Origin of the sequence: Nostoc linckia z4, from assembly GCF_002608075.1 — a bacterium.
GTDB classification, from domain to species: domain Bacteria; phylum Cyanobacteriota; class Cyanobacteriia; order Cyanobacteriales; family Nostocaceae; genus Nostoc; species Nostoc linckia.
In genome coordinates, this window is sequence record NZ_LAHA01000007.1 from 97,202 (window position 1) to 123,014 (window position 25,813).

Consider the following 25,813-nt stretch of genomic DNA (forward strand, 5'->3'; position numbering starts at 1 on the left):
TCTAAAATTTTTACGATTCGCTACCTATGGCATTTAAGGCCTTTTCAATTCGGCTAAAATCAACGCCAATTGCTCGTAAGGCGTGCCACAGATGACCTTGCAGGAAGAAGAAAGCTAGGAAGAAGTGAGCATTCGCTAACCATGCTCTAGAAGTGTAACCGCCGTTAGGTAACTTAATACTGTCGGCAAAATATGGGCTAACTCCAAGTTTGACTTCCAAAGGAGCGCCATAAAATTCCACGGGATAAGCTAAGGTATTCACTGCACAAAAGTAAGCTGCAACAAATCCCGCTAAGGCAATACCACCTAAAGAATAGGAAAGAATCGCTTCACCGGAGAAAATTAAAAGCTTTTTCGCCCAAGGTAAAGGTTCTATGAGGATGTGCCAAATACCACCACCAATGAGTAACAAACCTACGTAGATATGACCGCCGATTAAATCTTCTAAGTTGTTAACAGTGGCAAAGTGGGTTTGGTAGCCATAGATAACCAACGGGTTGAGGGTGGGGTCAGTGACAACTCGGACATCGTGAATTGTGGAGTCGTATATTCCTCCCCAAAACATGGCTTTTCCCACCAAAAGTAAAGCACCTACTCCCAAGAAAATTAGGTGATGCCCTAAGATGAAACCAAGTTTTTTCGGGTCATCCCATGTAAAGTGAAATTTACGAGCGCGACCAGTGGCGTCTTTTAAGTTTTTTGGAGCTTTAAAGGTGTGGAAAAGTGCGCCTGCACCAAGCACAGCTGAGGAAATTAGGTGCAAAGCGCCGATAACAAAATAGGGGTAAGTATTGATTACCTGACCGCCTTCACCCACACCAAAACCCAAAGTAGCTAAGTGGGGTAGCAAAATTAGTCCCTGTTCCCCCATCGGTACATCGGGGTTGTAGCGAGAGATTTCAAACCATGTAAACGCCCCAGCCCACAGTGTTGTCAGCGCTGCTTGTGCCACGTGAGCGCCGATAAATAAGCCAGAGAGGTTGGCGAAGCGGGCGTTACCATTCCACCAATCAAATTCGACGTTGGGATTACCGTATGTCTGCATTGTTAAGCTACTTCGTATTTGTTGCTAATAATACTCAACTAATTGATTCTGATTTCAGCAGTTAAATGTCTCGTTAGTGCAGCAAATCAGTTGCTATCCATTAGGATATGAAGCTTTTTAGCTTGTATAGAGAGCTTCTTCCAATTGGTAGCAGGTGCTATTGATTGTCGTCAGACATCGCTGCTAATTGCCAATCATTGAGATTACAAATTTAGTTTATTGAAAATTATTCTTATTAGTCAATGCTCTTTACAAAACTTAATCCTTAAAAAGAAGAATTCAGAATTTACGTCTGATGTGAATTATCCAAATCAACGAAATATCAATAATTATCCGTTCTGTAAAAATATTGCAATTGCTAGTAGGCTGTCCCATTAGTTCTGAAAAGTTCGTAGTAACCACTTTAGTGCTTAAAAATTAAGAACTAAAGTGCTTGCTATAAACATTTTTATTAATGGGACAGACTACTAGTCTGTACAACGATTCATTTGCCTGTGTATTCTTGTTAAAAATAAATAGAAAATTAAGCAGTAAAAACGAAGCAATAGTATTAACTACTGCCGCTCTAACTGCTCTTAGCTATCAAAAATATCAGTAGTAATTGATTCAGAATCTAGAATTATGAATTCTTCTTCAAAACTAACTTTTGGAAGTGCTAAAGGATAGTGTAGATGCTTCTACAAAATGGGAATCGTGGTGTTCCCAAAAATCCAAAATTTGTTCGCCAACCTCTTGCGGATAAAAGTAGTGAAAGAAATGATAGCCTTGTGGGCATTCCCAGAGTTTATCTTCTGGTTTCAACCAATTTAACCAATCATGCAATGCAGGCGAGTTAACAATTGGATCGGTTTTGCAGCCGCATATCATCATGGGCATAGAAACTCCACCTTTTGGTAAATAAACTAACTTAAATAAAGAGTGTGGACTGGGAGATTGTTCTAAATCTTTATCTAAGGCAGCGACTAATTTTTTAGCAGTTTTAGCTGGTTGATTGCCAAAAAGACTGCGAACGTTGCTTGCCAAAATTTGCTCGCGGCTGATGCTAAAAAGTTGTCGTTGAAAGTAATAGTGAGCGTGCCAAGTGTTGGCGGGTTGAGATGCTACAGCTAGTAGAGTTAGCGATCGCACTTTTTGGGGATACCGTCGAGCAAAGCTCAAAGCCATCGTACCACCCATACCATGTCCTGCTAAATGCACAGAGCGATCGCTGTATTCTAAAAATTCATACAACAACTCTACACCCTGGTCTATGGAACTACCTTCATCTATATTTTGTAGGTATTCCCAATGGGCAATTCTCCTATACTTAGATAAATATCCAACTAATGGTTGATCGAAACGCTGTAAAACAGAACTGGCACTCAACCACAAAACATCAAATGAATCAGACATAAATACCTATAACTTCTCAATTATCAATTTGTAAGAAAGAATTCAGGAGTCAGAATTCAGAATTCAGAATGATTGGAAAATCAAGCTAACTAGAATTTCTTGATTTTTTAAAATTGTCAAGGGTGTTAACTATTCTGACTTCTGAATTCTGAATTTTGACTTCTTTATAGGCGTACAATCGTACACCCCGAATTTCTACAAACCAAATTCTGTCTTCAATTGAGCGACCCAAGTTTTAATTCGTTCATCTGTTAAATCAGATTGGCTACCTGTATCAAGTGCCAAACCCACAAACTTGCCATTTTTTACAGCTCTAGATTCATTAAAGTCATATCCATCTGTTGGCCAATAGCCAACGGTTTTCCCACCTCGTTGAGAAATTTTTTCTTCCAGAATTCCGATGGCATCTTGGAAGTTATCTGCATAGCCAAATTGGTCTCCATCACCAAAATAGGCGACTAACTTACCATTAAAATTGATGTCATCGAGATCGGAGAAAAAGCTTTCCCAATCGCTTTGGAGTTGACCAATATCCCAAGTAGGAGAGCCAATAATTAGCAATTCATACTCATCAAAAGTGGAAGTATCAGCTTCATAAATGGGATGTAATGTGACAACATCACCACCAAACTCATCTCGAATTTGTTCGGCAGCAGATTCAGTGTTACCGGTTTGAGTACCGTAGAATAGACCAATTTTTTTAGACATGGTGACACCTCATATATGGATTGGCAATGCAATAATTCATGCAACGATACCCATACCAATTTGCATCTCAATCAAAAATCTCAAATCCAAAATGGTATGGTTTATCCAACTCAGAAAAATAAACTGCTATTACTTAATACTTAACAGCAGGAAGGCAAATAAGGCTCCTCCACAGCTACCTATCGTCCACCCAGCATTGAATTCGCTCCAAGATTTAGCTGTTTTCAAATTTTGGGGTAGTTCTCCTTGGGCAGGTTTGCGCCCTTGGAACGATACACTGCCATACAGCCACAAGCAAATCGATAAAATCAACAACAAACCGATGGTGGCAATTAGTCCTGCTTGGTTTGCTAACTCTGTATCCCTTAGTGGCCCTAGTTTGACAAACGGCCCAATCAAGAAATAACCGTGGGCCATACCAATTTCCAGCCCCCTGGAAAAGGAAGATAATCCTTGGCGGTAAATAGGAAGATTTGCTAACAAGTCCAGCGTGATATCAGAAGTATTCACTGGCGTATGTAAATTTCCGATTTCCGGTATCCCCGCAGCATTGACAACTCCCTGCTGAAAATCAAGTCCGGCGGCTGTGACGCGTACTCTCAATGCGTGCCAAATATGACCAGCTAAAAATACAATTGCCAGAGCAAAGTGACTCGTTGCTAGCCAAGTGCGAACAGTAATTATTCCTGATGCTGTGGTACTCAATCCCAACGGCCCATAGAAAACTGTGGGATAAACGGTATCATTGACGGTGACAAAGTATGCTGCCAACAAACCCATGTAAGCCAAAGCACCCAGACTATAGGATAGGTAAGCCTCACCAGACCAAAACAACACTTTTTTCGCCCAAGGAAAAGGCTTGGTGAAAATGTGCCAAAATCCTCCAGCAATGCAAAGTATTCCTACCCAAATATGTCCGCCGATGACATCTTCTAGGTTGTTAACTGCTGCTATTCCTTGTTGGCCAAAAGCACCAAACAGATAGCCAAAAATCCGACTTGGATTAAGAGTTGGTTCAGTAATGACGCGTACAGATGCCACTGCTGGATCGTAAAGACCGCCCCAAAATAAAGCTTTTGCCACCAATAACCAAGCCCCTAACCCCAACAACAGTAAATGAATACCGATGATGGTGGTCATCTTGTCTTCATCTTTCCAGTCGTAGCCAAAGAAGCCAAAAAACGAGTTATTTTCAGGTAACACTTCGGGGCCTAAAACGGCATGATAAATCCCGCCTGCACCAAGTACAGCAGAACTAATTAGATGTAAAACACCGATGGCAAAATACGGATAAGTATCAATAATTTGGCCGCCATCACCAACACCAAATCCCAAAGTTGCTAGATGTGGCAGTAAGATTAACCCCTGCTCATACATCGGTCGGCCAGAGTCGTATTTGGTGAGTTCAAACAAAGTCATGGCTCCGGCCCACAGAGCAATCAACCCAGCATGAGCAACATGAGCGCCTAAAAGTTTACCGGAGAGGTTAATAAATCGGGCATTACCAGCCCACCAACTGGATTGTTGGGGGTTTATGGTTGCAGTTGTCATGGTTAAATTGCCTCCCCACGAGTTGCACGTATGACTCTCCAGGTACGGAAGTCAAATCCAGCAGCACGTAGGGCGTGCCAGAGATGTCCTTGAAGAAAGAAAAAGCCCAGCCAGAAATGAGCATTGGCCAGCCAAACACGAGAGGATAGTAAATTTCCACTCTGGAAATAGGGAAAGCGGTCAAACCCAATACTCAAGGCTGGGCCATAAAATTCGGGTGGATAAGCTAGGGTGTTGACACAGACAAAATAAGCAGCAATAAAACCCATGAGAGCTAAAGCACCCAAACTGTAAGAAAGATATGCTTCTCCTGACCAGATAAAAAGCTGCTTTGCCCAGCCGAAAGGTTGAGTAGTAATGTGCCAGATACCACCGGTAATGCAGAGAATACCCACCCAAATATGACCGCCTACCAAGTCTTCTAGATTATTCACTCCAGCAATCCAGTGCTGGCCACCACCACCGAACAAATAGCCAAAAATAACTACGGAGTTCAAAGTAGGGTTAGAAACTATTCGCACTTCACCCACCGTAGCATCGTACAAGCCGCCAAAGAACATAGCTTTGGCAACTAGTAAGCCTGCTCCCACACCGAGCAACACTAGGTGAATACCTAAAATCGTAGTCATTTTATTCGCATCTTCCCAGCGATAGCCAAAGAAGGAAAATCTTTGTTCTAAAATGGCGGGGCCGCGTAGGGCATGGAAAATGCCGCCAAGTCCCAGAAAGGCAGAGCTAATTAAGTGCAATGCTCCAATGACGAAGTAGGGATAGGTATCTACTATTTGTCCGCCACTGCCTACACCCCAACCGAGGGTTGCCAGATGCGGCAATAGAATTAAGCCCTGTTCGTACATTGGTTGCGATCGATGGAAGTGAGCAAGTTCAAATAGGGTGGTTGCACCAGCCCAGAGAACAATTAAGCCCGCATGAGCAACGTGAGCGCCCAAAAGTCGTCCTGAGAGGTTAGTTAACCGAGCATTCCCCGCCCACCAGGGAATTGACTCTGGTTTTTGAACAGCCACGTTTGTCATGGCTTTATCTCCTGAGAAAGTTTGCAACTAGCTGAAATATATCGTTAGCTTAATGAATATCTATATCAATAAGCCTGAGGATATCCTACCAGAGTTATTGATAAATATTTTCATTTGTCGAGAATAAACTTTTGTAAAGTATTTCAGCTACTAATACTAAGTCGAAAACTAACAGCGACGGCTATCTTTGCATCAATACAGCACATATTTTTGTGTTGACTGTTGACGGTTAAGTGGTCAGCACTCAACGAATTTGGCAAGTGAGTGTGGAATTTAAAGGGGTAATAGCCGATGCAGTTTGATTTGGGAGGAAGTTGTGCGATCGCCTCCTTGGGATAAACTACATTAAACCGATAAACTTACAGTAGTTTTATTTTAAGGGTGACTAGCCGACTGTGCAAGAAAATAGTTTCTTGTGGTCAAAGGGGAAAGGTTAAAGGGGAAAGGGGAAAGGGAAAATACCAAACCTTTCCCCCTTTCCCCTTCCCTTTTCCCAACTTCTGCAAGAAGTCTGATATCTTCACCAAATATTCCCAGTTATTACTGATTTAAAATAACACATCGGTAAATGAAGCTAGATGAAGTGAGCTTTTTGCCGATATATGAAATTAACCCAAATACTAAAAATAGCTGTAATTCCTGTTTTGAGTGGATTTACCTTCGTCTCTGCTTCAAATACAGCCCTCGCTGACTATTTAAACAGTCAGGGTTCGGGGGGTGATTATCGCTATGAATTATGGTCTAGTGATGATAACAGCAGGTACTACTTAAAAATTTGGTTATATGAAGCAAGTCCAACAAGTAGCCCACACACTACAACTAGAGGATTCGATTCTACTAGGGAAGCTTTAATTTATTTTGATTGCAATTACGCCGAGAGAAGTTTACCAGAATGTCCTCGCTGATAATTCACGTCTGAATGCGCCCTGTAGAGACGTTGCAGTGCAACGTCTCTACAACGATAAATCAAGGGTTTTGGCGTCTAATCCACATAATGCGTCAATTAGAAATTACACTTCTGCGGGTTGATATTCTTCTTGTCTTTCCACAAAAGTCTGGACGCGGGTGCGGTAGTTTCTTACAGTCTCGTCTACCCAATCGCGATCGTTGCTATTTGCGTACAAATGTACTAAAGGTTCGCTGGCATCTGGTAAAACTAACAGCCAACTGTCATCGTAGGGTTGGCAAATTTTCACGCCATCGATGAGTTCTAGATTTTGGGCTGGGTGAGTTTCCACCAAGTAACGCATTAAAGCACCTTTGGCTGTCCAAGGACAGCGTACTGTATAGGTTTTGTGAATTACGCGGGGCAATTCTGACCTTGCAGTGGCAAGCGATCGCTCTTGTATCGTCAACATCTCAATGATCTTCGCAATGCAGAACATGGAATCAAATCCCGGATGCAGTTGCGGGAAAATAAAACCAGTTTCTCCGCTACCTCCCAAGACTACATTAGGATTTTTTTGGCAAGCTTCCATTAAAGCTGTGGGGTTGGCTTTGGTGCGAATTACTCTGCCATCATGGCGACGGGCGACTTGTTCAATGGCACTGGAAGCATGAACTGGGACTACTACTGTACCTCTGGGGTTAGCAGTTAAAATCATGTCCACCATCAATGCTGTTAACATTTCCCCGCGAATTGGGTAGCCTGATTCATCAACTAAAATCAACTGTTCGCCGTTAGCCGAGACTTGCACGCCAAAGTTAGCTTTTAGCGCTTCCACCACATGACCTAATTGAGTCAGCAGTCCTTCGCGGTCAGTTACCGACATGGCGGTTTTATTGACACTGGCATTCAATACCACAGCATCAGCGCCAAATTTATCCAACATTTGTGGTAGAACTGCCCCAGAAACGGCATACACATAATCAATTACCACTTTTGCTCGACTATTACGCAGTGTATGAACGTGCAAAAGTTTTTCAAAGGCAGTGCAGTAGGTGTCAATAACTTGGCTGGGGTAAGAAACATCGCCAATTTCATGAATCAGCGCCCGCCGCATATCTTCCTTAAAATAAGCCCCTTCGATTTTCTTTTCCAAGGCTTTGGTGATGTTAATACCCTTGGCATCCATGAACTCAATCAAAATGTAATCGGGGCGATCGGGGTGTACGCGCACATGGATACCACCTGCCACCTTCATGATGGGTATAACGGTGCGGGCGATGGGAATAGCTGTTGCATCCAGGTTTTGAATATCAACACCCACTGACATTAAACCAGCAATTAGCGATCGCGTCACCATTCGAGAAATATTACGCTGGTCGCGGGAAACAGTCACCTTAGAACCAGGTTTCAAGGTAGAACCGTAAGCAGCTCCCAATTTCACCGCAAATTCTGGGGTGATATCAATATTAGCCAACCCTTGGACGCCACGTTGCCCGAATAAATTTCGTTGGGCAATATTTCCCCAAATCAAGTTAATGTTTAAAACAGCACCAGACTCAATTTTTTTACTCGGCCAAACACGCACCCCAGGGCTGATTTGAGCTTCTTCTCCCACCGTAGAAAGGGAACCCACCACAGCAGCTTCTAATACATGGGAGCGGCGGTCTACACGAGTGCCACGGGAAATTACACAGGCAGAAAGATGTGCTTCTTCGCCGATGATTGCTCCATTCCAGACAATGGGACGTTTGAGGTTAGCATCAGCACCAATAGTCACATTATCGCCAATTACCGTTCCTGCTTCAATTTGCACTCTTGCCCCGATGCGGCAATTGTCACCAATCACGGCTGGAGTTTCAATTACGGCTGTTTGGTCGATGTAAGTATTTTGACCCACCCACAATTGAGGAGAAACTTCTTTGTAAGCGAAATCTAGTTGGACTTTTTGGTCTAATGCGTCATACTGAGCTTCGCGATAAGCATCCAAGTGACCGACATCACACCAGTAGCCTTCAGCAATGTAACCATACATTGGCTGTTCTTTTGCTAAAAGTAGAGGGAATAAGTCTTTGGAAAAGTCGCATTCAGTGTTGGTTGGTAGGTATTCTAAAACTTCTGGTTCCAGAATGTAAGTACCAGTGTTGACGGTATCAGAAAAAATTTCACTAGTAGAGGGTTTTTCTAGAAATCGCCGAATTCGTGCTTGTTCATCGGTAATTACCACCCCGAACTCAATGGGGTTAGGAACCCTGGTCAAAATTAAAGTAGCTTTTGATTGTTTTTGTTTATGAAATGCGATCGCTGCTGTCAGGTCAAAATCTGTGATACTATCGCCGCTAATTACTAAAAAAGTTTCATCAAGAAGTTCTGCAATATTTTTCACACAACCTGCTGTGCCTAGAGGCTGGTCTTCTTCCACAGCGTAGGTCATTTGGACACCAAAATCGCTGCCATCTTGGAAATAATCTCGCAAGACATCAGGTAAATAATGCAATGTTGCAATAATTTCTGTGATTTGATGTCTTCTCAGGAGATTGATAATATGTTCGGCAATTGGTCGATTGAGGATAGGCACCATTGGTTTGGGCAAATCGCAAGTTAACGGACGAAGCCGCGTTCCCGAACCGCCTGCCATAAGTACTGCACGCATAAATCCTCCTTAACTACAAAAAGCCTTTGCTGCTTGAAAACGTGTCAGATATATTATTTTCTTCTTTCTCTAGTCTCCTATGGATATTGAGATTTGAGGAACTTCCACAAGATGCATCTGTATTGGGGATGGGGAATAGGGTGTGGGGGAGGTAGGGAGTGTTGACTGATGACTGATGACTGTTGAGTTAGGAGTTAGGAGTTAGGAGTTAGGAGTTTGGAGTTTGGAGTTTGGAGTTTGGAGTTTGGAGTTGAGAATTATTCTCCTTGTCTCCCTTGTCTCCCTTGTCTCCCTCATCTCCCTCATCTCCCTCATCCCCCCATCTCCCCATCCCCCCATCCCCCCATCTCCCTCATTTATCTTGACAATGATAAAGTTGATATTCGTAGCCGTCTATGTTCGGTAGAGATTCAGTATTAGACATAACACATGTTTTGACTGCTTCTGCTGTGGGGGCATGAAAGTTTACTAGCCAGACATCGAAGGGTCGCGGTAGTGTTTTTAAAGTGTTTTCTAAAGCAATGGTAGAGGTATTCGGGTCTTGATTTTGATGGGCAAGGAGGAATAGGGGGTTTTGAGGTGAATTTTCCAGTTTGATTTCCCTGGCGATTCCCATCATTTCTCCAGTTTGTACGTAAGTTTTATGAGTGGTGGCAATTAATATTGGTGCTGATGATGTTTGTTGAATTAATTGCACAAAAAGGTCAGGGCGATAATATTTTTGATAGCCAAGGTTGCAGATTACTGTAATTGTGCTGATGAGTGACATTAACCAAATTAAGATTACGGCTTTTTTGCCATTGATTTTCCATTGACCAATGTTTTTGACAGTCAATTCTTTGGGAAGATGCCAACAAACGGCCAAACTAGCTGCTAGTAAAACGATAATACTGGGAAAATAGAAAAAGTGATACCGAGCGCCTCTGGTGAGGTCAATGCCTAAAAAATACGTAAAGATAAAAAACAAAGCCATTGCAGTTATAGTAACTACGGCTAAGATTTGAATCATTATCCGGTTTTCTGGCTGTTGTAGTTGAATTTTTATCCCACGCACTAAAATAGGTATTGCCCAAATAAAGAAAATCAACATCACCAGTCCTGAGGGAATTACAACCAATAGTTGTGCAGATTCAACTGGTAACAGCGAAATCATGGTAATCAATGTTCCTAAAGCTTGAAAAATTGGCGCAATCCAATCTAGTCCGTCACGGGAACCTCGAATCCATTGGGTTAAGTTATCGCGATTTCTATTTTCTAAAAAGATTGGTAACCAAATTAAACTTGCAACAAAAGTACCGATGGCAACTGCATAGATACGCTGCCAGTTAGAAGAAAACAAAGAAAATTTGACGTTAGTTTGTTTTTGCTGCCAAGCAAGGAATATCAAAACTACAACTTCGGTACAGAGGGTAAGGCTGAAGAAATAATGGGTAGCAAAACCCAAGGCATTAATTTCTACCCAAGCAAAGGCTACCCACATTGGTAATGGAGTACGGTTTTGTAAATGACGGGTGGCAATTACTAAACAAGTGAGGGAAGCAATTACCCATAGGGCTGCTAAGGTGTAGTGGCGTGCTTCTTGTGATAAAAAAACTGCGTAGGGACATACTGCCATCATGGCAGCAGCTAAGTTTCCTACCAATGGGGAACGGAATGCTATTCTACCTAATATATAAACACAAGGTATGGAGATAGCACCGATCAAAGCTGGGAGCGATCGCGCCGCAAATAGCGATACTAATCCTCCTTCATGGGAAAATAATTTCATCCACAGGTAAGCTATGACAAAATATAGCGGTGGATGGGTATCTTGTGTAAGTAAGTTTTGAATTATATGACTAATATTGGCAGCTGGGTTTGGTTGTAGCGGTTGTAATAAGATATCAGCTGCGATCGCTTTATCTAGGGGTATTCCTAAAAAATTATTCCCTAAACTAAAAACTAAGGTGCAAAATTCATCAGTCCAAGGAGGTTTTGCTGTTAAGTTACCAAGACGCAAGCCAAAACCGATAATGAACCACATCAAGGGATGAAACCAGCTAGGAAAAAGTGGAACATACCATTTGTGGGAAAACATCTGTTGCGGGACAGATTTTTTAACTCTTGGTGGTAGAATCTTAGCTGCATAAATGTGTAGCAACAAGATAATCTGTTTCCAAAAATAGGATCTATCCCGAAAAACGGTCATGGCCGAGCCTCACACTAATGGATTTGTAAATTTGACGTTTTAGATTCAAGTTCGTTCTCAAATCTAAAAACAAAAATGCAAATCTCAAATCCATCATTGTGATTATTTCACATCGGTAACGCGCCAGCTAAGCTTTAAGTTCACCCAGAAATTCCAAATAGTAGCAACTGCAATGGCAATTAAATTGGCAATATAACGATTAGGAATCACAAAATTAAAGACTAAATTTAATACCAGTACATTTAATATGAGTCCAGCAAGGCAAATGACATTAAATTTTAGAAACCGTTTGGCTCGTTGATGCCATTCTTGCTGTCTGGAAGTCACATCGGCAAATGTCCAAGCATCATTCCACAAGAAATTATTTAAAATTGCAATTTCACCAGCAATAATTTTGCTACGTGTTAATGGTAAAGCTAAGGTAGTGGGATCGCTCAGTAAGAATAGCACTGCCATATCAACAAATACGCCACTAAACCCAACTAAACCAAAGCGCAAAAATCGACCAACTGGAAAATTAACTTTTCTGCTGAATCGTCCAACTCTGCCTGTGGAAAGCCGTAACCTGATTAAGTGGTGTATGTAGTCTACGTATTGCTTCCATGTAACTTTACTTTCGCCTTCTTTGCGTTCGCAAAATACATATCCAACTTCGTCTACTTTGTTGACTTTTCCCCGGCCGATAACCTCTAGGAGAATTTTGTATCCTACGGGATTAAGTATTGCATTGGCGATCGCACTCCGACGCACCATAAAATAACCACTCATGGGGTCGGAAACTCTTCCCAATACACCTGGTAAGATAATTAAGCCTAATAACTGAGCGCCACGGGACAAGAAACGTCTGGCTACACTCCAACTGCTGACACCGCCTCCCTCTACATGGCGGCTGGCTACTGCTAAATCTGCTCCCTGCTCAATATTACGCAGCAGTTCTATCAATACCTCTGGTGGATGCTGCAAATCTCCGTCGATTACTCCCAACACACTTCCTCTGGCTGCTTGCCAACCACGAATCACTGCTGAAGATAAACCCCGTTCGTGTTGGCGTCGCATTACCCGCAACTGCGGATATTCTGTTGTCAAAGATTGGGCAATTTCCCAAGTCATGTCTGGGCTATCATCGTCTACGACAATTAGCTCATAGTTACCTGGAATTGATTCATCTAGTATCTCACTCAATACACTGACTATCTTCCGGATATTATCACGTTCTTTATAAGTAGGAATTACTAGGGAAAGACCGATGGATTCAGTACTAATATCTATACCCTTGGGAGGTAATTCTGGAATTTTCAGTAAACCAGTTGGAACTGTCAACAGTGAATTGGATGAGTTTGTTTTCATACTTTAAATAACATTACAACGATGGTAGATGTCGTGATGAATGGAACCAAACATCTGCTATTTTTATCGGCTCAATGTACTTGGTTTCAAGTTTGGCAATTACTTTTTTTACAGGCTGTTATTATAAAAGTTTAGTAATTTCCACATGCGAATTTCCAGTATTTTTACTAAATTTATCTAAATTTTATATTTTCCTGGCTATTCCTGTGCTGATCTTTATGTACTGAAAAAGGACTATTGATACCAGTAAAAACACAGTCTACCATTAAATTAAGTTATTAAGACTATTTTTAATTTTAAATTGTGCCCAAAATTTAGCTAGTGGTACTTCAGTACATTATGTTGTCAAGTCACAGATCTGGAGTTAAGACAGTTGGCTAATTTAAGTTTTCTAAGTGCCAGCAGAAAATCATCTTTCGATCAATAGAAAATTCTTATATTTTATCAAAATTTTCATATTTAATAATTAAAATTAATGATTTAACTCTTGACTAAATGACACATGTTTTGTAATTCACATTGTATTTTAGAGGCTAGTACTGCAAGGCTTAACGCTGTTTAATTTTTTTCTCCAGAGAAAAAAACTCAGAAATGATTTGTAAAGTAAAGTTTAAATTGTAGTAGCGTGGAAGCTTAAAATAGTGCATTAGCTTCACTCTAGTGGGATGGGCGTCTCGCCCCTCCGGGGCGGGCTAGAGAGCTTAACCCACAACAAATTTTATTGCAACATTTTAGCTGGGTCAGTCCACTACATTAATTTTATTTTTCACTTTATAAATAACCTCTAAAGTTAGTTTTTCTCTTGCCTTGTTGTTGAAAACTTAGCTGAAATTTTTCTTTAACCAGAATGATGAAAGAGTGTGAAATAGGGATACCATTTTAAAACAGTAATTGTAAACGCGAACGACCGTACCCTACGGGAAGGGAAAGCCTACGCCATACCTGTGTACTTCATTTACCTAAAAAACGTTTTATGGTGGTTAACACTCAACAATCAAAAATCCTATTTTAGTTGTGAAATATAGGTGTAAACTTCCTTTTTAATTGGTCATTTATCCTTGGTTGTGTCTCACTAATAATTTAGGATTGTTCGCCGTCAACATTCAACAATTAACAGTCAATAAACCTGTTGAAGAAGAACTCAGAAATCAGAATGGGCTAAACGCCCCGCTATCGCTAACAGGAGTCAGAATCAAGACGCTCTCTACGAGACGCTACGCGTAGCTTGCTTAAGAGCAGGGGTACGCAGACACGGCTTAGCTGCGCTATCAGTCGGGGATTCAAACCCGCGACTGATTGTTCGCGTAGCGTCTCCCCTTGGAAGAAGACCACCAAATTTTAAATTTGGAGGGGGTCTTAAACCCACTTATTCATTCACCAGTCGGACTCCAATTCGATTCTGAATTCTGACGACTGACGCCTCTATTCTTTCTTGATAATGCAGATATTCATCAAGATTTTTCACTTGTGCAATAATCATTTAAAGTTTAGTAATATATTGAAATTGAAAGTTTATGAAAATTAATAAAAACAAAAGAATAAGTGTTATCAGCAGTAAACATTGTATTGTAAATCTGTCAAAAGTAACACAAAAAAATCCCCCATTGGGGCATTGCAAACAGGAGAAAAGTTTTGTTTGTTATTAATTTATATGCTGTTACTTTATTACTTGTTTTGAGTAAGTAAAAATCTAAAATACAGGGTAGTTATGCATATTCCGGATGGATTTGTTTCCGTGCCAGTGGCGGGAGCTACTAGTTTAGCGAGTGTGGCAGCCCTTTTTGTGGCCTTGGGGCGATCGCAAGAGGCCTTTGGTGTGCGTCGCGCTCCTTTGTTAGGGCTAACCACTGCCTTTGTTTTCGCAGCTCAGATGATTAATTTTCCTGTAGCAGGAGGTACTAGCGGTCATTTATTGGGGGGAACTTTAGCGGCGATCGTTTTAGGCAGTCCTTGGGCAGGAATGCTGTCTATTGCCACAGTTTTAATTATTCAAGCCGTGCTGTTTGCTGATGGTGGAATTACAGCATTAGGGGCAAATATTTTGAACATGGCAGTAATTGGCGTTTGGGTAGGCTGGATTTTGACCCAAACCTTACAACGACTGTTTGGAGGGTCTAAAGGGCGTTTACCATTAGCGGCTGGTATTGGGGCTGGTGTTAGTGTAGTAGTAGCCGCCATCGCAGCAGCCATTGAATTAGCCCTCTCTGGAACTGCACCTGTAGCCGTGGTTTTACCAGCCATGACGGGCATACATATTTTGATTGGCATTGGTGAAGGTCTAATTACTGGTGGTGTACTCACTTACTTAGCCACCACCAGACCAGATTTATTACCAGGAGAACAGCACGAATTTCGTGGATGGTCAGTACCTATTGTCAGTATTTTTTTAATTGCAGGAGTATTATCACTGTTTGCCTCCGCTTGGCCTGATGGTTTAGAAAAAGTTGCGGAAAACTTAGGTTTCATTAACCTAGCTGACAAAGTACGGATAATTGTACCGACTCCCCTAGCTGACTATGGAATTGAAGGTTTAGGAGCAATTGGCACTAGCATCGCTGGACTTGTGGGGGCTGCGGTTTGCTTTGCTGTTGCCTTTGGCATTGCCAAGATAGTGAAACCAAAAAATGCTTAACCTTTCCTTACCGCTACGTTTGCAACTGTCCCTAACGATCGTGGTGGGGGCAGCTTTATTAAAGCATCATGCTTGGTATGGGCTGAGTGTGTATGCGGCGATCGCACTTTTGTGGGCTTGGCTGTTGCGCGCACCAATTCGCCAGTTGGGCGGATTACTCGGTACAGAGTTGATTTTTTTATCGTTGCTGACATTACCCTTGGGATGGCAGAAAGCTAGTTTTTTACTAGTTCGTTCCCTGATTTGTCTGCTTGCGATGAATAGTTTTTTGTTAACCCTACCACCACACAGTTTTGGTATCGCCCTCAAAAGCTTACCCGTACCAGCACCTATCAAAGAAAACTTACTTCTAGCTGGGCAGTATATGGAGATTTTGCTCTCAGAAGTTACACGTATGCAACGCAGCGCTCAATTACGAGGTTTAACTGGAACTGCGGTATGGCTGCGCTACACTAGTGCTGCAATGATTGGAGCCTTGTATCTCCGTAGCTTAGACAGAGCAGAACGAGTTTATGCAGCAATGGTAGCTCGTGGTTACAACGGACAATTACCAATAGATTCCAATCTCAGACCAAAAGAGCGTTTTACCCTGTTATTAGCTTGGGTCATCGCTGCCGCCATCACCGTAACTTCCTACAAAATTTAACTCCCCACTCCCTCACACAGGTAAATTTTGAAATCTTTAACTTCCAACTCCCAATCATTGAGCAATAAACCCCACGCCGCCGTAGTCGAGGTTGAGAACTTGGTATATGCATATTCCCGCCAAGAACCAGTATTGCAAAGAATTTCTTTTAGCTTGAACAAAGGCGATCGCGTGGCCTTGATGGGAGCCACCGGTTCTGGAAAAAGCACGTTGTTAGAAAACCTAATTGGCTTAAAAGAACCACAATCCGGGAAAATTACCATTAATGGCATCCCCGTACAACCGAAAACTTTACCCCAAATACGTCGTCAAATCGGTTTTAGCTTCCAAGATGCCAATGACCAATTATTTATGCCCACCATCTTAGAAGATGTCACCTTCGGGCCGCGCAACTATGGCATGTCAGCAGCAGCAGCTAGCGATCGCGCCCGTCAGTTATTAGCAGATTTTGGACTAGAAGCCTACGCTAATCGTTCTGCCCACGAACTGTCCGGCGGACAAAGACGCCTCGCCGCCCTCGCCGCAATTTTAGCCCTAGAACCAACGATTTTAATTTTAGATGAGCCGACTAATGGTCTCGATCCAGCATGGCGGCGTCATTTGGCACAAGTATTGTTCAAGTTACCCGTAGAAGTAATCTTAATTGCCTCTCACGATCTGCATTGGTTGGGTAGAGTTACTCAACGTGCCTTGGTGCTATCTGGTGGTCGCATTCAAATAGACAGTGACATTCAACCACTTTTGCAAGATGGTACGACTTTAGACCAGTTGGGTTTGCCGGTAGATTGGTGATTTGGGCATTGGGCATGGGGCATTGCGTCTTTATTCTGACTCTTGTTAGTGGTAGCGGGGCGTTTAGCCCATTCTGATTTCTGAATTCTTCTTCAACGTCTTCCATGCCCAATAACCAATGCCTCCTTTATGAGTAATATTAGATACTATATTCTCGGTTTGATTGGTCTTGGGGTGTTAATGTCCATTTCACATAAATATACTGTTTTTGCTCCTGTGAGCCTGAGCATTGCTTTGTTTATTACTAGTTGCAGCGAAACTAAAGTCTCCCAATGCGAGCGATTGATTAAACTTGTTAATGAAGGAACGTCATTAATTGATAAAAATAAAGGAACGCAAGTTATAACCAGTATTCAGCTATCTAAAGATTTGGAGTTTATTACTAAATCAATTCAAGAGTTGAATTTAACAGACCCCAAGCTCAAAGAATATCAAAGCAGTTTTGCTAAGATTTTTCAAAATCTTGGTCAAGCGATCGCCAAAGCAGGTAAGGCGTTAGGTTCAGCTAAAATAGCAGAAGCCTCCGCTACTGGTAGGGACAGAATTCAAAAAGCCAGAACCGAAATTGATTCATCACTCACGGCTGCTGAAGCTCTTGGTAAGCAGTCAGATAAGTTAGTCGATGAAATGAATAAATATTGTAAGCAGGCTGAATAGTGAATTAACTTTTGGCGTTGCTGAATCAGAGTATGAATTGACAGTCTCTGCGTGAGATAAATTCATACCTGAATTCAGCAACGCTGATTAAGTAATATGTCTTTTAACCTGATAAGCTTCTACATATTTTGCTGGAGAATAGGCAAACTCGCCTTTCCACTGCTCAATTAAGCGTTCCGCCAAGGTACGACCAGACACAGCAATTTCTTCTATGGAGTCGAGGTACTTTAAAACGATGGGTTGTTCAAGGCCTGCATTAATCCGTGCTTGCAGCCCTTCTTTTGCCAGCTTGAGCATTTCTAAGGCCAGTTCTCTGACTGAATCTTTACCATATTTCGCCTGCAATCCCTTGTAGCAGACTTCTGTTTGTGCTTTTTGATAATCCTCTATCCTTCGATTTTGAAAGAGTTTCCACAAAGATTCAAGAGATGGTTGATGATAAACTAATCCAGTCCAGAAAGCGCACGCACCACTAACCTGTTCCAAAGCCAGTCCATCCATTGAACGAATTTCGATTGTATTTCGCAACCGAATATCGGTGTAAATCGATGAAAAGTGACTGCGCCAGTTATCAAATGTGGGTCTGGTTCCATTGTCAAAGCCATGTTCTAGTACAGATGCAAAAGTCCGTCCGTGCATGGGTTGACAGATACCATTAACAACAGCGACTATCATGGGAACTTGAATTGCCCAATCAATATAATCATCAAAAGTCATAGAACCACTAAGGGCTGGGGTAAGACAACCACAACGTGCTGGATCCCATCTCAGCCAGTACCTTAACCGATGGGATAATGTACCATCAGCTACTCCCTCTTCTATGGGAGAGTTAGCGAACAGCGCATTAGAGACGGGTACGGCTGCTACTAGCGATCGCATCTTGCGATTCATATCTGCTTCAGAAACATAATCAAAGGTTAGTTGGGTTGATAGAGATCGTGCCATGATGCACTCTCCCAAAGAATCAATTCCCAATTTATTGAGATAATCTAAAATCAATCCATAACGATGGTTCGGTGACCAGTTAGTATCTTTGAGCTTGTCAAAGGGCAACATACTGCCAGCAATCAGGACAGCACCTAACTCTTGCGCTACCTCTGCCATCTTGAATATTTCTTGCTGTGTAGTCTGCACAAGGGTTGCAATATCTCCAATTGGAGGAGATGAATACTCCATCGTCCCCGCAGGTTCTAAAGAAATTTTAGTGCCGTCAGCTCTTCGCAGACCGTAAATATGACCTGCATCGACAATCGGTGTCCACTCATCGGTTTTGAGCAATGCTTCCAAGATGGCGGATATTCCCGTAGTCCCCTCATAAGGAATAGAAAGCCCTGTGTGAGGATTGACTACTCCTAATTCCACCTCGATCCCGATTTTCTCGGTTACTGTTTTGTCTTTAGAAAAGAATGTTAATAGATCTTGACGAGTTAATAATTGTTCATTGTTCATTGTTCATTGATGTTTGCTTCGAGTATGGGACGATTTACTACTTCTATAACTGTTGATTTTTCAACTTTTTCACCGGATTGCGCTAGGTAAATCCCCAACAAAACTACAAAAAAAGCGAACCAGTTGAGAAGACTTAAGTGTTCGCCAAAGATTACCCATCCCATAACAGCGGTGAAGATCGGTTCCAGAAGTAGGAATAGAGAAATGAAACTAGAAGAAAACTTTTTAATCTGATGGGCGAGAATCACTGAAGCGATCGCTTGGCAGAAAACAGCCAGGGAAACCACTGTCAACCAGCCTTGTATGGAAGAGGGAAACATTTTATCCTCGGTGAGCAATACCAAGGGAAATGTCCAACAACTCCTGATTAAGCAAGACCATAAGAGTATACCACTTGCTGGAAACTTAGCTCTGAGTTGTTCTGTTGTCAGCATATTTGTGGCAAAGAACACAGCAGAAAGTAACGCCCAACCATCACCAATGAGATTATCAGTACTCAATTGCCAATCTTCAAAACCAATGGCGATCGCTCCACCTATGGCTAAAGCCAAACCTATCAGAAATCGCTTATCAAAATAATGACCCAATACTAGCCATCCCCCAAAGGCTACGAACACTGGGGTAAAATTATGTAGTAGATTCGCATTAGCGACACCAGTTTGAGTCAAAGACCACACCCAGGCAAGTTGGCACAATTCCGTTGCAGTGGCAGCTATAAATAAAAGTTTTAAATCGCTGAGGGTGTATTTTTCCTGCGGTACAACTGATTTTTTAGACACTCTCCATCGCAAAACTTCAATGCTTCTCCAAAATCCAAGGACGATAGTAGCTATCCAGAAGCGATTAAATACCGTAGCATTGGGCCCTAAATCTCGTTCGCTCAATTTGATCAAGATTGCCGCCAAGGAAAACATAAATACTGCTATGAATACTAAAATACCTTCTATCAGAGTTGCACTTTGCTGCTGTGTTTCTGATTCAGCCGACTCCAATAAATGATTCATAATGATTTTTCTATGAACTACGTATACCAAATCGATGTTTGTAACTGGTAGCAAGTTTATATTACTCTTATATCTTTCTCATAGAAGAATGCAATCGGTTTAGTTAAGCCCACGTAGTGTAAGTATAGCTCTGGCTTTGTTTGTTTGTTCCATAGTTTTTACCCACTGACTAGCTATTGCCATTGCAATGGGTTGCTTTGATTTCCTAAGCGAACGTGAGTTCGATGAACCTCTCCCAAACGGCTTTAACATCCTGAGTTGGGTACGAAAAATTAGGTTTTTTAAACCTTTCCCTGAAGCGGGGAAAGGTTTGGAGAGGGATTCTTTGGAATCTAGGCGATCGTACAAAGCATAGTTCATCTGTTCCCAGATACCTCCTCCTTGCCAGCTACAACAATAACTGTAAAAAGGCGAACTAAGCTGAAAATTGCCTGCTAGAATATTGCATTAATATTTTCTTTTCAGAGAAAATAGCTGTATTAAGCTAATCGTCATTCATTTTTCCAGACTGATTCGCTTGTAGTAAGGGCTTTAGCCGTGGTTTTATGCAACTTAAATGCTGATTAGTTTATAGACTTCGAGCATGTTCGTAGTACAAAATTTCCACCTAATTTTATTAGTGGAACTAAATAAGCTGTTCCACATTTAACTTGCATATATTCGGCGGGCGAGACGCCCACCCCACAAGAAATGTACAATTTCAGATTATGCAAACTAGATGTGGTTTAGCTTATCATGCCTCTCTTCATTAGAGACTTACTTTTAATCATAATTATGTTAATTTATACTTTCTTTATAAAAAACTCTCACACTAACCTAAGTCAGGGAGAATAAGCCAAACTATATTAATAAATGTAAACACACTTGAAACCCTTACAAATGAAGAATAAATAATGAAAAATGACGATTCTTGCTAATTAGCTTTATTTGCATTACCTTACTTACTTTATTTAACCGTAATTGTTATATTTGTTAAAAATTCGTATGTTAACTTCTTTTTCAAAAAAATATTTCATTAGATCAATACAAATATAAATTAAGAAAAAAATAAGTTAATTTATCTTAGCATCATTAAATACAATAAATAATTTGCTACTCAGTAATAAGACAAAAAAACCAAAATACGTGAAAAACTCATTAAAATGATGTTATTTAATTTACTTTAAAATGTATTAATTCAATATTTATACTTAAAACATCAATTATCAATGAATGAGATTGCTAGTTGACTTTAAAATTCAAAAAACATATTCTGAATTTTCAAGCAAGACTAAAATAACTAGACATTAAAGTCAGTTTTTAGATACTTGTGAACATTGACAAAAATTAAAGGAGTCAACTCATGAAGAATCGCAAGAAAAATGGACAATATACTGGCTCTTTACTCGGTTAATCAACTAGATTAACTTGACGAAAGTCAGTTTTATTTACTTGTGAACATTGACAAAAATTAAAGGAGTCAACTCATGAAGAACCGCAAAAAAAATGGACAATATACTGGCTCTTTACTCGGTTAATCAACTAGATTAACTTTACAGAAGTCAGTTTTTAGATACTTGTGAACATTGACAAAAATTAAAGGAGTCAACTCATGAAGAACCGCAAAAAAAATGGACAATACACTGGCTCTTTACTCGGTTAATCAACTAGATTAACTTGACGAAAGTCAGTTTTATTTACTTGTGAACATTGACAAAAATTAAAGGAGTCAACTCATGAAGAACCGCAAGAAAAATGGACAATATACTGGCTCTTTGCTAGGTTAATCAACCAGATTAACTTGACGAAAGTCAGTTTTATTTACTTGTGAACATTGACAAAAATTAAAGGAGTCAACTCATGAAGAACCGCAAGAAAAATGGACAATATACTGGCTCTTTGCTAGGTTAATCAACCAGATTAACTTGACGTAAGTCAGTTTTATTTACTTGTGAACATTGACAAAAATTAAAGGAGTCAACTCATGAAGAATCGCAAGAAAAATGGACAATATACTGGCTCTTTGCTAGGTTAATCAACCAGATTAACTTTACAAAAGTCAGTTTTTAGATACTTGTGAACATTGACAAAAATTAAAGGAGTCAACTCATGAAGAACCGCAAGAAAAATGGACAATATACTGGCTCTTTACTCGGTTAATTAATCAAGTAAAGATAGCTTACAATGATGTAATTATGTTCTTCTAAGTGCAACAAAAGAGCATACTACCTTGTAATCTACTCTAATTATTTGGCTTAGAAAAACAATAAAGCATCTATGCTATGTAGGTTCTAGATAATTTAACTAGAGCAAAGTATTCCAGCATATCTTACTTATACCAATTTTCTGTGAAGGTGAACATTATTGTTACCCTTCCTAACCTCCAGCCAGTGGTGATAACAGACGTAACCTCTGCAACACACTGGCTTTTAAAAGCATAGCGGAAATACCGCAGACGGTGGGTTTTCTTATCATGTGTCTTCATCTAAAAAGGGTATATTGTATTTATATATATGCTGGAATCAATCTAGAAAAATTGTTTTTTCTTGTTACAAAGGCTTTGATTTTTTAATAGTTTCATAATTGCACATCAGTAATCATTCCTTAAAATATGCAGGTGATATTATGAAGACAATACCTATCTATCCCAGTCTTTTGCGTCAACTTGGTGACCCCGAAGAAAGTACTTTTTACTTTGTCACTAATTCTCATCTGCTCGATGTTTTTAAGATAGAGCCAGACACAGACTATAAAGATTTCAAAATGCTGAGTTACGATCCAGGTGATAGCTTCATAAAAATCTTAAAAGAACAAATTAATGAACCTGCTCATATTCTTGTCATTACACCAGATTGTTTATTTGAATCTGTACACCCAGATGATTTAGGCCAGAATCGTAAACTTTTAATTTTTGCTTGTAATTCTGCTCCAACTTCAATAGAAGCTGTTGAACACTTTTTAAGATGTGGCGAAAAAACAGATCCTGAAGAACAAGAAAAGATTTCAAACCAATTTTTTGAACGAGGTGAAACTGCTGATATTTTAAAGCTGGTTGACGAAGAATATGGAACAGTAGCTGAATTTAATCATTTAAGCGATAACTATGGATGGCATGAGCAATTAGGTATGTTAGGTTGGGGAGAACAGCAAATCTTTCCATCAGGAGAAATAGCTTGTTTTCTTGTACCATTAAAAGGTATAGATAAGCTTCCCGAACTTCAATTTGAATTAAATGGAGAAATACCTCTAAAAGGTTTTCCGGTAGTTCACTCAGGGCCTCCATCTTTCTTGCGAGAAGACCAACAAAGGATTTATGAAAAACTTTCTACCTTCAAGGATCATGCGGTCATTGCAACTATCAAAGATGGCATAGTAGTTGGAATGAAAGCAACCCATCCCTCTGTCCAACCAGCTTTAGAAATTCTCGAAGCAATGTTCATGGTTGATTCCAGATTTAGACAGATATTCGAGATTGGGTTTGCTATCAATCCATATATAGAGATATTACCTCAAAACTCAGCAATGAATGAGGTTTATGGTGGCGAAAAGGGCTGCGTTCATTTTGGTTTTGGAATGCTACCTTACACTCAATATCATTTGGATCTCATCTGTCCCAATATCAAAGTCCTGGGTAATAATAATGAATTGCTCCTGGGTGGAAATTGGAGCGGTAATTACAAAAACAAACAAAAGCCAACAAGGAAAATTGTGCCTCAAAGGGTAGCGCAATGTCCCTGTATTGGATGATAAACCGCGTCTGCTTTGAAACCCTTAGTTTTTTTTAATCGGGTTTTGTTTCCAAATCCTAAACTCTTCCCTGTTAAGAGTTTCATTTTGAAAAAGTCCACTTCTGAACTCGGACAAAGTTTAAATTTGCTTAGCATGAATGATTGTGCAGTAAATTAAGAGGATTAGCTAATGTCAAAGATTGCTATACGTCCAGGGCGTTTGCAGCAATTTGGTAACACAGAAAAAAACACTTCATTTTGTGTTGTCACCAACTCTAGCTTGTTAGACAAGATAAAAATTTCTCTAGAAAAAGACTACAAAGACTACAAATTAATCTCCTATGATGCAGGAGATGATTTTTCAAAAATACTAAACGAGCAAATACCTGAACCAGCTCATATTCTTGTCATTGCGCCAAATTGTTATTTCCGTTCACCAGAGCCAGAACATCTTGGCCCTCATAGAAAGCTCTGTATCATGGCTTGCAATTCTACTCCTACATCAGTGGAAGCAATTGAGCATTTCCTCAGATGTGGTGAAAACACAGATCCTTACGAACAAGAAGAGATTGCTGAGCAATTCTTTACTAAGGGTGAAAACGCAGGTTACTTCAAGTTTGTAGACGAAGAATATCAAACTGTTGCTGTATTCGAGCATTTAGATGATAGGTTACAGTGGCACGAGCAAGTAGGACGACTGGAATGGGGAGAACAGCAGTTATTTCCCTCAGGAGAAATCAGCGTGCTACCTGTAGATGTTTTTGCTCTTAACCTCAATGTCAAACTTAATATCAACGGAAAATTAGCATTTAAAGGGATTCCCGTACTGCATTCAGGTACGCCTTCATTTCTACCAGAGGATCAAGAACGAATTTTTCAGGCTTTGTATACAATGCGGGATCATGCTGCGATCGCAACTTTGCAGGATGGCATAATCGTTCACATAGAAGCATCTAGTCCATCTGTCCAGCCTGCTGTAGATATTTTGCAAGCCATGTATCAAGTAGATTCTAGATACAGAATGATTATCGAGATTGGTTTTGCAGTGAATCACCATTTAAAGCTATTTCCTGGAAATTCAGCGATGAATGAAGTCTACGCTAATACTAATGGAACTGTCCATTTTGGGCTGGGACTAATTCCTCACACCCAATATCATTTAGACATCATCTGTCCATCCATAAAAGTATTTTCTGAAAATGATGAATTGATATTTGGAGGCATACGATAAATTAGCTTCTAAATTATAGAGGATTGCCAATAACAATCCTCTTTTATCAAAATACTTTCCGCAAAATAGATTAACTATTGTCAGTCAATTACAATATCTTAATAAAGACTAGGTGAAGCTTACTAACTCTTGGATTGTTCGACCTAAATTAAAACATCAATCTCCCTTCCTGCGTCTATTTTGTATTCCTTATGCTGGTGGTAGTGCTTCCATATTTCACCATTGGTCAAATTATTTACCAGCAGATATCGAAATTTGCTCGATACAACTTCCTGGTAGAGAAAAGCGCCTGAAGGAGCCACCATTTACAGAATTATTACCTTTAATTGAAAGTCTGGCTCCTGTCTTACTTCCTTATCTAGATATACCCTTTGCCATCTTCGGCCACAGTACAGGAGCTATAATCAGCTTTGAATTAGTCCGTCAACTGCGTCACCAAAAAGCACCCAACCCCGTTCATCTGTTTGTTTCTGCTCGTGGCGCTCCCCAATTTCCTTTAAAGGAACCACCTATTCATCAACTACCTGAAGCTGCTTTTATAGAAAAGTTGCGTCGTTATCAAGGTACGCCAGAGGCAATACTGAAAAATCCAGAGCTGATGGAAATCTTTTTGCCTACCTTACGAGCCGACTTAGCTATTAATGAAACCTATATATACACCAGTGAACCCCCGCTTGAGTGCCCGATATCTGCGTTCGGAGGTTTGCAGGATATGGAGGTGAATCGTGATGATCTCGCTGCTTGGCGTCACCAAACTAATAGTACTTTCACTCTGCGTATGTTTCCTGGGAATCACTTCTTTCTTCATAGCGAGCATCATGCACTGCTGTCATGTATATCCCAAGACTTAAATTCAGTTTTATCTATTTAAATAATGTGATGATGGGAGTC

Annotated in this window: 19 protein-coding genes; 8 read left to right on the plus strand and 11 right to left on the minus strand. The window is 40.5% G+C overall.

Going from position 1 to position 25,813, the window contains the following annotated elements:
- Nucleotides 1-10: 10 nt before the first annotated feature.
- The 5 genes from VF06_RS08810 to VF06_RS08830 form a co-directional block, all read right to left on the minus strand.
- Nucleotides 11-1,045, minus strand: a complete 1,035-nt coding sequence (locus tag VF06_RS08810) for a chlorophyll a/b binding light-harvesting protein (protein WP_099069132.1) — start codon at nt 1,043-1,045, stop codon at nt 11-13.
- 639 nt (nt 1,046-1,684) lie between these two features.
- Nucleotides 1,685-2,437, minus strand: coding sequence for an alpha/beta fold hydrolase (locus VF06_RS08815; RefSeq protein WP_099069131.1), 753 nt, complete (start codon nt 2,435-2,437; stop codon nt 1,685-1,687).
- 195 nt (nt 2,438-2,632) lie between these two features.
- Nucleotides 2,633-3,145: a flavodoxin FldA gene (gene fldA, locus VF06_RS08820; protein WP_099069130.1), complete on the minus strand. Its 513-nt coding sequence runs from the start codon at nt 3,143-3,145 to the stop codon at nt 2,633-2,635.
- A 129-nt stretch (nt 3,146-3,274) separates the two neighbouring features.
- A complete protein-coding gene (locus tag VF06_RS08825; RefSeq protein ID WP_099069129.1) occupies nt 3,275-4,696 on the minus strand; it encodes a chlorophyll a/b binding light-harvesting protein in 1,422 nt (473 codons plus the stop codon).
- A gap of 2 nt (nt 4,697-4,698) precedes the next feature.
- Entirely contained in the window at nt 4,699-5,730 is a 1,032-nt protein-coding gene (locus VF06_RS08830) for a chlorophyll a/b binding light-harvesting protein (protein WP_180267531.1), read from the minus strand.
- Between the two features lie 602 nt (nt 5,731-6,332).
- On the opposite strand from VF06_RS08830, the gene VF06_RS08835 reads away from it, so the two are divergent.
- Entirely contained in the window at nt 6,333-6,635 is a 303-nt protein-coding gene (locus VF06_RS08835; RefSeq protein ID WP_180267530.1) for a hypothetical protein, read from the plus strand.
- A 105-nt stretch (nt 6,636-6,740) separates the two neighbouring features.
- On the opposite strand, the gene VF06_RS08840 is transcribed toward VF06_RS08835, so the two are convergent.
- The 4 genes from VF06_RS08840 to VF06_RS08850 form a co-directional block, all read right to left on the minus strand.
- A complete protein-coding gene (locus VF06_RS08840) occupies nt 6,741-9,269 on the minus strand; it encodes a mannose-1-phosphate guanyltransferase (protein ID WP_099069128.1) in 2,529 nt (842 codons plus the stop codon).
- A gap of 208 nt (nt 9,270-9,477) precedes the next feature.
- Nucleotides 9,478-9,600 (minus strand): hypothetical protein, encoded by a 123-nt coding sequence (locus VF06_RS42535; RefSeq protein ID WP_257207661.1) that lies wholly within the window; start codon nt 9,598-9,600, stop codon nt 9,478-9,480.
- Nucleotides 9,601-9,621: 21 nt separating this feature from the next.
- Nucleotides 9,622-11,346 (minus strand): glycosyltransferase family 39 protein, encoded by a 1,725-nt coding sequence (locus tag VF06_RS08845; RefSeq protein WP_099073023.1) that lies wholly within the window; start codon nt 11,344-11,346, stop codon nt 9,622-9,624.
- A gap of 213 nt (nt 11,347-11,559) precedes the next feature.
- Nucleotides 11,560-12,804: a glycosyltransferase gene (locus VF06_RS08850; protein ID WP_099070704.1), complete on the minus strand. Its 1,245-nt coding sequence runs from the start codon at nt 12,802-12,804 to the stop codon at nt 11,560-11,562.
- 1,708 nt (nt 12,805-14,512) lie between these two features.
- On the opposite strand from VF06_RS08850, the gene VF06_RS08855 reads away from it, so the two are divergent.
- The 4 genes from VF06_RS08855 (at nt 14,513) to VF06_RS08870 (ending at nt 17,531) form a co-directional block, all read left to right on the plus strand.
- Nucleotides 14,513-15,436 carry an energy-coupling factor ABC transporter permease gene (locus VF06_RS08855; protein ID WP_099070703.1) on the plus strand — a complete coding sequence of 308 codons (924 nt, stop codon included), beginning with the start codon at nt 14,513-14,515 and terminating at the stop codon, nt 15,434-15,436.
- The gene (locus VF06_RS08860) at nt 15,429-16,082 is read left to right on the plus strand and encodes an energy-coupling factor transporter transmembrane component T family protein (RefSeq protein WP_099070702.1); all 654 of its coding nucleotides are present in this window, start codon (nt 15,429-15,431) and stop codon (nt 16,080-16,082) included. Before VF06_RS08855 ends, VF06_RS08860 begins: the two co-directional genes overlap by 8 nt.
- A 27-nt stretch (nt 16,083-16,109) precedes the next feature.
- Complete coding sequence (locus tag VF06_RS08865; protein ID WP_099070701.1) at nt 16,110-16,874, plus strand: energy-coupling factor ABC transporter ATP-binding protein; 765 nt, start codon at nt 16,110-16,112, stop codon at nt 16,872-16,874.
- A gap of 180 nt (nt 16,875-17,054) precedes the next feature.
- A complete protein-coding gene (locus VF06_RS08870; RefSeq protein WP_099070706.1) occupies nt 17,055-17,531 on the plus strand; it encodes a hypothetical protein in 477 nt (158 codons plus the stop codon).
- An 87-nt stretch (nt 17,532-17,618) separates the two neighbouring features.
- Here the strand turns inward: VF06_RS08870 and VF06_RS08875 are convergent, their stop codons facing one another.
- Together VF06_RS08875 and VF06_RS08880 are read right to left on the minus strand one after the other, a co-directional pair.
- The gene (locus VF06_RS08875; RefSeq protein ID WP_099070700.1) at nt 17,619-18,980 is read right to left on the minus strand and encodes a glutamate-cysteine ligase family protein; all 1,362 of its coding nucleotides are present in this window, start codon (nt 18,978-18,980) and stop codon (nt 17,619-17,621) included.
- A complete protein-coding gene (locus tag VF06_RS08880) occupies nt 18,977-19,984 on the minus strand; it encodes a DMT family transporter (RefSeq protein WP_099070699.1) in 1,008 nt (335 codons plus the stop codon). Before VF06_RS08880 ends, VF06_RS08875 begins: the two co-directional genes overlap by 4 nt.
- A 2,562-nt stretch (nt 19,985-22,546) precedes the next feature.
- On the opposite strand from VF06_RS08880, the gene VF06_RS08890 reads away from it, so the two are divergent.
- The 3 genes from VF06_RS08890 (at nt 22,547) to VF06_RS08900 (ending at nt 25,793) form a co-directional block, all read left to right on the plus strand.
- A complete protein-coding gene (locus VF06_RS08890; RefSeq protein WP_143861631.1) occupies nt 22,547-23,710 on the plus strand; it encodes a hypothetical protein in 1,164 nt (387 codons plus the stop codon).
- Between the two features lie 171 nt (nt 23,711-23,881).
- Nucleotides 23,882-24,922, plus strand: a complete 1,041-nt coding sequence (locus VF06_RS08895) for a M29 family metallopeptidase (protein WP_099070696.1) — start codon at nt 23,882-23,884, stop codon at nt 24,920-24,922.
- 112 nt (nt 24,923-25,034) lie between these two features.
- Complete coding sequence (locus tag VF06_RS08900) at nt 25,035-25,793, plus strand: thioesterase II family protein (RefSeq protein WP_099070695.1); 759 nt, start codon at nt 25,035-25,037, stop codon at nt 25,791-25,793.
- The last annotated feature ends 20 nt before the right edge of the window (nt 25,794-25,813 follow it).